Raw genomic sequence first — 9,113 nt, forward strand, 5'->3', positions numbered from 1 at the left:
AAGGGGGATTATTGACTGAACATGCGAAATTCCTGACTGAACTTCATTTTTAAGATATTTATATGATAAAAAAGACAAATAAATAATAAAGACGAAATGAAAATACCACCTTCACGGTGGCATTTTTTATGTTCAAAACATGATATTCTATATCCGGCAAGTTATGAATTCGGACAAAACGATTGCACGATCGCCATGACGACGATCAATCCGAATACAACGAGGATGTCTAACACAACCACACCAAATATGCGCAGCGATTTTTTTTCGTGTTGGCACAGAGGCATAAGCTGTCGTACATGGAGATAGTCGAAGATCGAAGCTACGATAAAAAGCATCATAACGAGTGCAAATACACGTTCCACCCACAGTGCCGCTCCGAAGGTATTGTTTACTTTCATGGATAAGCAAAACCATGCCAGAAATATATAGGTAAGCAGTGCAACCACCATCTTCCAAGGTGTTTTGGAACGGAAACCGGGAGGGGCAAATTGCATATGGTTTGCGGAGGTACCGGGATCGTTCTGTGTTTGAGCATTTGAACGATTGGAAGATGAACCGGATAAATCTCCGGTGAAGGCTTGGTCGGCGTGTGTATAAGGAAAGACACCCCTATTTGCCAAAAACGCCTGACGTAATTCGCCGATGCTTCGATACCGTTCCGCCGGATTCATCTGCGTGCATTTGGCAGTAACAGCATCAATATATGGATTCTGGCAATGCGATGCTTCCGCCATTTCCTTCAGAAGAATCCCTATAGAATAAATATCTGTCTGCGGGGAGGATTGTCCAAATCCGTATTGTTCCGGGGCGGCATATCCCTGTGTGCCAAGCAGGATTGTATCAGAATCTTTCGCCGCCGTATGGTATTTGGCAGCATTGAAGTCGAGCAGCACAGCACGGTTATAACTGGTGATGATAACATTTGATGGTTTCACATCCCGGTGGATGATAGCCGGATTATGCTGATGTAACTGTTCGAGGATCGCACACAGGTCAAGCATGTATTGAAGCATATCGCTTGGAGCTATGTCTGCATGACTGATCTTATCCTGCAGGGATGTTCCGGAGATATATTCTTCGATGACAGTAAGCTGTCCCGCCTCTTCGTAATAGTTTATGATCCGCGGTGTACCTGCGATAGGATTGCGGTATAACTCGGCATAGACGGCGAGGTTATAGACATCAAGCACTTTTTTGATGGCAATCTTTTTTGTCTCCTGGTGCTGAACTAAGTATACATGATGCGGTTCATTTATGGCGGCTATTGGTTTATAATACGAAATAGCGAGACGCTGATCGAGATCCATATGCGTATATCCTTTCTAGAGCAGGGGTACTGATTATACTTCGTCAATCAATTATCCGGGCTGGTTAGTGAAGCTCTGGTAATTGGTAGTCTGATGGATTTATTATAACAGATTGGAGGATGAAATGAAGGAGAAAAATACAAAGGAATTAAATGAGGTCTTAGGGAAGACACATCTCTCGGACTTTGAGAAATATTGCGCGGAGAATAAAGAAAGTGTAAGCGATAATTCGGAAGCATTTTCTATCTATGTGAAGAATCTGTTACAGGAAAAGAAGCTCACCCAGCAGTATGTATTCCTGCAGGCAGATATTCCGGAGCGGTATGGCTATAAGCTGTTGTCTGGGGAGAAACGTACGCGGCAGAGAGATGTGATCCTGCGAATCTGTTATGCGGCGAAATTCAGTCTGGCGGAGACGCAGCGCGCACTTAAAAAATACGAGATGCCGGAATTATATGCGAAGGTCCCGAGAGATGCACTCCTGATGATCGCGTTCAATGAGCGGCCGGGAAGTATCCTGGACGTAAATGATCTGCTTAATCAAAAAGGCTTGCAGCCGCTTCGGACAAGCGGAGTGCAGGATTAGAGGATAAATTTGCCACTGCTGCGGGGGCAACGGAACGCTTCTTAATATGAGATAATTGCAAACAGGAGGTGCCAAAGAAAAGAAACATCATACTGACAAGAAATCTACATATTGAGGAGGAAGAGAAACATGAAAACATGGAAGTTGGTATCGGGCATTTTGTCTATGATTTTATTTGTAATCGTGACATTTCAGTCATGCGCGGCAGGCGTTGCAAACTCACTGGAGGCAAATGGGGAGACGTCCGGCTCGGCAGGTGTATTCGTAGCGATTCTGATGCTTGCGGGAGGTATCGTATCCGTGGCAACGAGAAATTCGGAGAAGAAGGGCGGAAATATCGCTTTGATTGTTCTGTTCGGTCTGGCAGCACTGGTAGGATTTACCGGTTTCGGAAGCTTCTCAGATCTTGCAATCTGGTCAGGCTGGTGCCTGATCAATGCGGCTTGGGCAGTTGCGGCGATGATAAAGAGCAAATAAAAATCATTTATATATAACAGTTACGGGAGAAATGGTGTTTCAAAGCATCCGCATTTGCGGGTGCTTTTTTATAGCGTAAATGATTGGAAATGTTGGAATCCAGATTGACGATTTTTGAATAAATGTCTATACTGAAAGCAAGTTTTTTATTACAAATAATAGAAAAGAGATACGAACATGACACGACAAACAGGCAGACCGGCCGATGAGACAGGCAGGCTGGCAAAGGAAATACGAACCTATGATTTTTTGGATGCAAACCATGTATGGTATGAGCGGATCGACCACGAAGCAGCGATGACGATGGAGGTTTGCGAGGAGATTGACAAGGCGTTGGAGGCGACAATCTGCAAGAACCTGTTCCTGTGCAATCGCCAGGAGACGAACTTTTATCTGCTGATGCTGCCGGGACATAAGAAGTTCAAGACGAAGGATATCTCGAAGCAGTTAGGCGTGGCGAGACTTTCCTTCGCGAAGGATGCTTATATGGAAGAATACCTGGATATCACGCCGGGCTCCGTGAGTGTGCTTGGGTTGATGAATGATACGGAAAATCATGTACAGCTTCTGATGGATAAGGATCTGGTGCAGGATGAATATGTAGGCTGTCATCCATGTATCAATACAAGCAGTCTGCGCCTGAAGATGGACGATCTGTTACATGTGTTGCTTCCGGCGACGCACCACGAGCCGATTTTCGTGACAGTGGAGGATGAGGAAAGTCGAATCAGTTAAAAATTGTAAAATATATAGCTATTTTTGTAGATTCATGATACACTCAATTTAACTTGACAGAGGGGGTGAACGCGTGGATACGATGCAGATTGTGAATCAGCTCGATGGTTTGCATAAGAAGTACAGACAGGCGATGTATTTATTCGCAGCTCCAGTTGTATTGCTGGTGATAGCCTATATAGGGGCACCGGGAATGGGGGCGATGGCGGGCACAGTAGTTGCGGTATTGATGTTTGCGGTACCCGTTGGAACCATTTATGCATCCGGCAGGATGTCAAAGATCAACAAGGAATATCAGATGATCTACAAGAATGCATTTGTTGTTTCAATATTGAACAAGACATTCTCGGATGTTCAGGTGAACTGGGAGTGCGGATTTACGAGACAGAATGTCGAGCAGATGGGACTGTTGAAGCTTGGAAATCGTTTTGATTCCGAAGATCTGATCCACGGAGCATATGAAGGTGTCTCCTTTGATCAGGCGGATGTCACGATCAAGAATGTGACGGGAAGCGGAAAGAACCGGCATACAACGACGTATTTCAAAGGACGGGTATTCGTGTTTGATTTGCAGAAATCCGATATACGTTCTGTTGGTATCCGGTCGAAAAATTTCCAGTATTATGGAAATCTGAATGGATTTCATCACGAGAATGTGAAGCTGGAGAGCGAAGCGTTCAACCGGGAGTTCAAGGTGATGGCAGCCTATCCGGTCGATGCGTTTTATGTGCTTACTCCACAGACGATGGAATGTGTGACAGACCTGTACCGGCGTGCAGGAAATGTAGCCCTGCGGTATCTGGGTAACAAGCTATATGTGGCAGTCAATACAACTGGAAATGCATTTGATGGTGATATCAAGAAGCCATTCGTCTATGTGGATGAAATCAATAAGATTAAAAATGATTGTGCTGTGATTATGGATATCGTACACCGGTTGCGGATTGGAGATGCACAGTAGCATTTTTATAATCAAGTAATATAATTTCTATGAAAAAGAGAGGAGAACAAATTATGGAAGCGATTATTACAGTGATTATTGTACTTTTGGTCTGTATCGTGATCTGGTACATATCAACATCGAATGGAATCAAGCGGTCACAGCTTAAGGTGGAGGAAGCAGAGTCCGGAATCGATGTGGCACTCACGAAGCGTTACGATGTGCTTACGAAGATGCTCGATGTCGTAAAGGGATATCAGGCACATGAGAAGACAGTTCTGACCGAGCTTGTCAAGCTTCGAAGCGGCATGACGATGGCAGAGAAGAATGCAGCCAATCAGAAGATGGAACAGCTTACAAAGGATATCAACATTCTCGCAGAGAATTATCCGGAGTTAAAATCCAGCAACAACTTCATGGAGTTGCAGAAGACGATTGCAGATGTGGAAGAGCATTTGCAGGCAGCCCGCAGATTGTACAATGCGAATGTCAACACGTACAATACGAAGCTTGTTGTATTTCCGAGCAGCATCGTAGCAAACAACATGCATGCGGTAAAGAAACCATTCTTCGAGGCAGAGGAAGCAAAGCGTCAGGATGTGAAGATGAGCTTCTAATTAAAATAAAAATCTTAAAACAAAAATCCGGAGCGTTCATGCAAATGAATTCTCCGGATTTTTTATGGCAACGAGGAAAATGCACGCATTATGCGGTGCATTTGACAATCGTTAATCGAAACGCAGCATGTCTCTGCGGGACTGTATATGTACTAGGATGCATCTTGTATCTGACTGTCTCCAAGGCGCCCGTGTTTCTTCATCCATACAAATGCACCCACGCAGATAATAACCGAAAGCATGGATCCGGCAGGCGCCGCAAGCCCCATCGGGAACAATGTATCTGCGAAGAACTTCGAGGCCAGATACGAACCCGGTACACGCAGACAGATGATCGCAATCATATTGTGGATGAATCCGATGTAGGATTTGCCGTATGCACAGAAGTATCCGCTGAAGCAGAAATGGATACCGGCTAATGCACAGTCGACGATATAGCCACGCAGGTATTGTGAACCAAGCACGACAACCGCGGCGTCCTTCGTGAAGATGCCGACGATACCTGCGGTAATCAGTTCCCCGATGATTGCAACGATTATCCCATAGGTAAATGTAATCAGAATGGCATATTTCAGCGTCTTCGATGCACGGTCATGCTTGCCGGCACCGATATTTTGTGCGGCAAGTGCAGAGACGGTTGCAAGCATCGAAGATGGCACGATGAAGAGGGCACTGATTACCTTCTCGACGATACCGACGGCAGCGGCATCATTTAAGCCACGGCTGTTTGCTATAACTGTGATAATGATAAATGCAATCTGGATACAGCCATCCTGAATCGCAACCGGAATACCGATCTTTAAGATCTCGCCGAGCACAGCACGACTTGGGATGAAATCCTGTTTGCAAAGTTTGATGCCAAGCTTCTGTTTCTTTGTCATGAGCAATGAGATAATAACACTTAACGTCTGGGCGAGTGTCGTGCCAAGTGCGGCTCCGGCGGCACCCAGATGGAGAACTCCCATAAATACATAGTCGAGCGCGATATTTGCTGCGCAGGCAATCGCGATAAAATACATCGGACTTTTCGAGTCACCCATACCACGGCAGATGGAAGCGATGATATTATAAGCTGTAATAAACGGAATTCCGATAAAGCAGATCGTCAGGTACCGGATCGAACCCTCGATTGCTTCGACCGGTGTCTGAATCAGTAACACGATCGGTCTTACAAGCAGCAACAGAACAATCGTCAATACGATGGAAAGTCCCATGAATAAGGTTACGGAGTTTCCGACTGTTTTTGCAATTTCATCCTTATGCCTGGCACCGACGGCACGCCCGATTATGACAGTGGATCCCATTGCCAGACCGACGATCATGACGGTCAGCATGTGCATGACCTGACTGCCGTTTGCAACGGCGGTCGTACTTTCGGTTCCGTTAAACTGTCCGATAATGAACAGATCCGCCATACCATATAATGTCTGTAAAAAATAAGAAAAAAGATATGGAAGCGCAAAATATAAAATCGTCTTGAATACGCTTCCGGTTGTCAGATTTTTTTCCATAGTAAATAAAGCCTCCTACGAAGTCTTTTTCAACCCCGCATCCTATATTAAACCTTACAACAATTGTAAGGTCAATGCCAGTTATGCATAAAATTATAAAAAAATAAGCTTTTTATACATAAAAATGTATTGTATTGCAAAAAAAACGCGTCTTTCGTTGCATTTTTTGTCGCAGGATGCTATATTAAATCGTAAATGTGAAGAAAGGAAGTAAAATATTATGAAACTTAAGAAGTTAGTAGCAATTACATTGTCTGCAGTTATGTGCATGGCAGCACTGACAGGATGTGGCGGAAAGAGCGATTCTGCAAAGAAGACAGCCAAGGTTATCGAGGTAGATCTGACCGATGAGCAGTATGCATTCGGTGTAGATAAGGATCAGCCGGATTTATTAAAGGAAGTAAATCAGTTCGTTAAAGACATGAAGTCTGATGGAACATTTGACGAGATCTGCAACCGTTATTTTGGTGATGGTACTCCGGTTCCTGTGAAGTCAGCAGCTTATGACGAGAGCAAGGATCAGTTGGTAGTAGCAACAAACGCTGCATTTGAGCCATTTGAGTATATGGATGGTGAGAACTATGTTGGTATTGATATGGAGATTGCAAAGGCACTTGCAGATAAGCTTGGTAAGGAGCTTGTAATCCAGAACATGGATTTCGATGCCGTATGTCTCTCTGTTGGCCAGCACAAGTGTGACGTTGCCATGGCAGGTCTTACAATCAAGCCGGACCGTGAAGAGTATGTAGCATTCTCTGATCCATATTACAGCGCATCACAGAAGCTTATCACATTGTCTACAGATACAGAGTTCGATGCCTGCAAGACAGCCGACGATGTAAACAAGATTCTTGAGGCAAAGGGGTCTGACTTAAAGATCGGTTTCCAGAACGGTACAACCGGTCAGTTCTACTGTGAAGGTGATGACGACTGGGGATTCCCAGGACTGAAGATGGAGTCTAAGGGTTACAAGAATGGTTCCCTTGCAGTACAGGATCTGTTAAATGGAAACATCAATTACGTAATCATCGATTCCGCTCCTGCTGAGAGCATTACATCATCTATCAATAAGATGCAGTAATTTGAGAAACGAAAGGATATTTCATGGGAGATATAGGAACTAAAATAGACAAATTCATAGAAATATTCATCAATAACCGTGGGTATGTAAAAGTATTAGAGGGCTTGAAGAATACGCTGATTATCGCTGTGATCGGTCTCGTCATCGGTGTTGTGATCGGTACTTTGATCGCGATGGTGCGTGTGATTCCGAAGTATAAGCGTCTGCCGCGTGTCTTAGATGCCATCTGCCGGTTTTACGTCGGATTGTTCCGTGGAACTCCTATGGTTGTACAGTTGTTGGTATTTTATTATGTATTGCTGCCTCTGATGGATGCACATATGACAGGCGTACAGGTATCTATTATGGTATTTGGCTTAAACAGTGGTGCATACATCTCCGAGATCATGCGAAGCGGTATCCTCTCCGTAGATCCGGGACAGATGGAAGGTGGACGTGCGATGGGCTTGAGCTTTGCGACAACTATGCGCAAGATCGTCATTCCACAGGCAGTCAAGAATATCCTGCCAACACTTGGAAATGAATTTATATCGTTGATCAAGGAAACTTCCGTAGTCAGCTTTGTTGGTGCTTCAGATCTGTATGTGGCATTCAACTTCATCGGAAGCAACAGCTACGAGTTCATGATTCCATATCTGGTTATGGCAATCATCTACATCGTGCTTGTCCTGCTGATCAGCTTTGGAATTAAAATGATGGAAAGGAGCCTGAGAAAGAGTGATAGAAGTCATTGATCTTGAAAAACATTTTGGTGACAATGAAGTCTTGAAAGGCATCAACGTCACTGTGGACAAGGGCGACATTATGGTTGTCATCGGTCCTTCCGGCTCCGGTAAGAGTACATTTTTGCGCTGCCTGAACTGTATGGAAGATCCAACAGGCGGACAGATCATCTTCAATGGTGTTGATATTGCAGATCCAAAGGTTGATATCAATATTCACCGCCGCCGTATGGGAATGGTGTTCCAGCATTTTAATCTGTACAATAATAAGACAGTTATCCAGAACATCATGCTTGCACCGGTCTATGTACAGTGCCAGGATCTGAAGAAGGCGAAACGCCACAACCGGTTCCTTCCGCTTACAAACCTGTTCCGCAAGGAGAAGCAGGAGAAAATCGAAATCACAACGACCAAGGCAAAGATTGTAGCGGAAGCGAAAGAAAAAGCAGAAGATCTGCTGAAGAGAATCGGACTGTTAGACAAGGCAGACGTATATCCGTCTACACTTTCCGGCGGACAGAAGCAGCGTGTGGCAATCGTGCGTGCACTTGCAATGAATCCGGATGTGATCCTGTTCGATGAGCCAACCTCCGCGCTTGATCCGGAGATGGTAGGCGAGGTATTGGATTTGATGAAGGCAGTTGCAAAGGAAGGCATGACGATGATCATCGTTACCCATGAGATGGGATTTGCAAAGGAAGTTGCAAACAAAGTTCTCTTTATCGACGATGGTCAGATCTTGGAATCCGGCACACCGGAAGAGTTCTTCGGCAATCCAAAGAATCCGAGACTCAAAGAATTCCTGTCGAAGGTGTTGTCGTAAGTTAAATTGAAGTGTAAATAAAGAAGCATACAATGCACAGACATCAAAAAATTAGATGCCTGTGCATTTTTTTGTTATAGTATATACGAAAGACACATGTGTCATATATGATATAGAAAACGAAATTAACGAAACTGGTTAGAAGTAGTATTATATAGATCCAGATTGATTCATGAAGATATACGATATGTTTGAAGTTTAGAAGTTCTTGATGTTCTGTGAATTATAGCAGCCATGTTTGAACACGATGTTCAAACAAGCCGCCACTGAGCCATGGATGGCGAGCGGAGGGCGCATAGGAATCGCAGATT

Annotated in this window: 10 protein-coding genes; 8 read left to right on the plus strand and 2 right to left on the minus strand. The window is 44.4% G+C overall.

The annotated features are described in order from the left end of the window. Positions 1 to 161: 161 nt before the first annotated feature. Complete coding sequence (locus AAAT93_RS00145) at positions 162 to 1,310, minus strand: serine/threonine protein kinase (protein ID WP_227573049.1); 1,149 nt, start codon at positions 1,308 to 1,310, stop codon at positions 162 to 164. Between the two features lie 124 nt (positions 1,311 to 1,434). On the opposite strand from AAAT93_RS00145, the gene AAAT93_RS00150 reads away from it, so the two are divergent. From AAAT93_RS00150 to AAAT93_RS00170, 5 genes are all read left to right on the plus strand, one after another. Then, positions 1,435 to 1,896 (plus strand): hypothetical protein, encoded by a 462-nt coding sequence (locus AAAT93_RS00150; protein ID WP_021986268.1) that lies wholly within the window; start codon positions 1,435 to 1,437, stop codon positions 1,894 to 1,896. A gap of 129 nt (positions 1,897 to 2,025) precedes the next feature. Beyond that, on the plus strand, positions 2,026 to 2,373 hold the full coding sequence (locus tag AAAT93_RS00155) for a hypothetical protein (protein WP_021986267.1): 348 nt from the start codon (positions 2,026 to 2,028) through the stop codon (positions 2,371 to 2,373). Positions 2,374 to 2,550: 177 nt separating this feature from the next. Continuing rightward, a complete protein-coding gene (locus AAAT93_RS00160; protein WP_021986266.1) occupies positions 2,551 to 3,108 on the plus strand; it encodes a prolyl-tRNA synthetase associated domain-containing protein in 558 nt (185 codons plus the stop codon). An 82-nt stretch (positions 3,109 to 3,190) separates the two neighbouring features. Then, positions 3,191 to 4,069, plus strand: a complete 879-nt coding sequence (locus AAAT93_RS00165) for a DUF3137 domain-containing protein (protein ID WP_227573076.1) — start codon at positions 3,191 to 3,193, stop codon at positions 4,067 to 4,069. Between the two features lie 53 nt (positions 4,070 to 4,122). Beyond that, positions 4,123 to 4,665 (plus strand): LemA family protein, encoded by a 543-nt coding sequence (locus tag AAAT93_RS00170; RefSeq protein WP_021986264.1) that lies wholly within the window; start codon positions 4,123 to 4,125, stop codon positions 4,663 to 4,665. Positions 4,666 to 4,817: 152 nt separating this feature from the next. Here AAAT93_RS00170 and AAAT93_RS00175 read toward each other — a convergent pair whose 3' ends face one another. Beyond that, positions 4,818 to 6,176, minus strand: a complete 1,359-nt coding sequence (locus AAAT93_RS00175; protein ID WP_117781452.1) for an MATE family efflux transporter — start codon at positions 6,174 to 6,176, stop codon at positions 4,818 to 4,820. A 220-nt stretch (positions 6,177 to 6,396) separates the two neighbouring features. Between AAAT93_RS00175 and AAAT93_RS00180 the strand changes: the two genes are divergently transcribed. The 3 genes from AAAT93_RS00180 to AAAT93_RS00190 are packed head-to-tail and all read left to right on the plus strand — an operon-like array spanning position 6,397 to position 8,802. Then, a complete protein-coding gene (locus AAAT93_RS00180; RefSeq protein ID WP_021986262.1) occupies positions 6,397 to 7,257 on the plus strand; it encodes a transporter substrate-binding domain-containing protein in 861 nt (286 codons plus the stop codon). A gap of 23 nt (positions 7,258 to 7,280) precedes the next feature. Continuing rightward, complete coding sequence (locus AAAT93_RS00185; RefSeq protein WP_021986261.1) at positions 7,281 to 7,991, plus strand: amino acid ABC transporter permease; 711 nt, start codon at positions 7,281 to 7,283, stop codon at positions 7,989 to 7,991. Next, positions 7,975 to 8,802, plus strand: coding sequence for an amino acid ABC transporter ATP-binding protein (locus AAAT93_RS00190; RefSeq protein ID WP_021986260.1), 828 nt, complete (start codon positions 7,975 to 7,977; stop codon positions 8,800 to 8,802). Before AAAT93_RS00185 ends, AAAT93_RS00190 begins: the two co-directional genes overlap by 17 nt. Positions 8,803 to 9,113 lie beyond the last annotated feature (311 nt).

It is taken from the genome of Coprococcus hominis (ex Arizal et al. 2022) (assembly GCF_040094675.1).
Classification (GTDB): domain Bacteria; phylum Bacillota; class Clostridia; order Lachnospirales; family Lachnospiraceae; genus Coprococcus_C; species Coprococcus_C hominis.

Excerpts from the sequence above, each read along its gene's own strand:
- AAAT93_RS00145 (WP_227573049.1), bottom strand. The coding sequence starts at position 1,310 with ATGGATCTCGATCAGCGTCTCGCTATTTCGTATTATAAACCAATAGCC.
- AAAT93_RS00150 (WP_021986268.1), top strand. The coding sequence starts at position 1,435 with ATGAAGGAGAAAAATACAAAGGAATTAAATGAGGTCTTAGGGAAGACA.
- AAAT93_RS00155 (WP_021986267.1), top strand. The coding sequence starts at position 2,026 with ATGAAAACATGGAAGTTGGTATCGGGCATTTTGTCTATGATTTTATTT.
- AAAT93_RS00160 (WP_021986266.1), top strand. The coding sequence starts at position 2,551 with ATGACACGACAAACAGGCAGACCGGCCGATGAGACAGGCAGGCTGGCA.
- AAAT93_RS00165 (WP_227573076.1), top strand. The coding sequence starts at position 3,191 with ATGCAGATTGTGAATCAGCTCGATGGTTTGCATAAGAAGTACAGACAG.
- AAAT93_RS00170 (WP_021986264.1), top strand. The coding sequence starts at position 4,123 with ATGGAAGCGATTATTACAGTGATTATTGTACTTTTGGTCTGTATCGTG.
- AAAT93_RS00175 (WP_117781452.1), bottom strand. The coding sequence starts at position 6,176 with ATGGAAAAAAATCTGACAACCGGAAGCGTATTCAAGACGATTTTATAT.
- AAAT93_RS00180 (WP_021986262.1), top strand. The coding sequence starts at position 6,397 with ATGAAACTTAAGAAGTTAGTAGCAATTACATTGTCTGCAGTTATGTGC.
- AAAT93_RS00185 (WP_021986261.1), top strand. The coding sequence starts at position 7,281 with ATGGGAGATATAGGAACTAAAATAGACAAATTCATAGAAATATTCATC.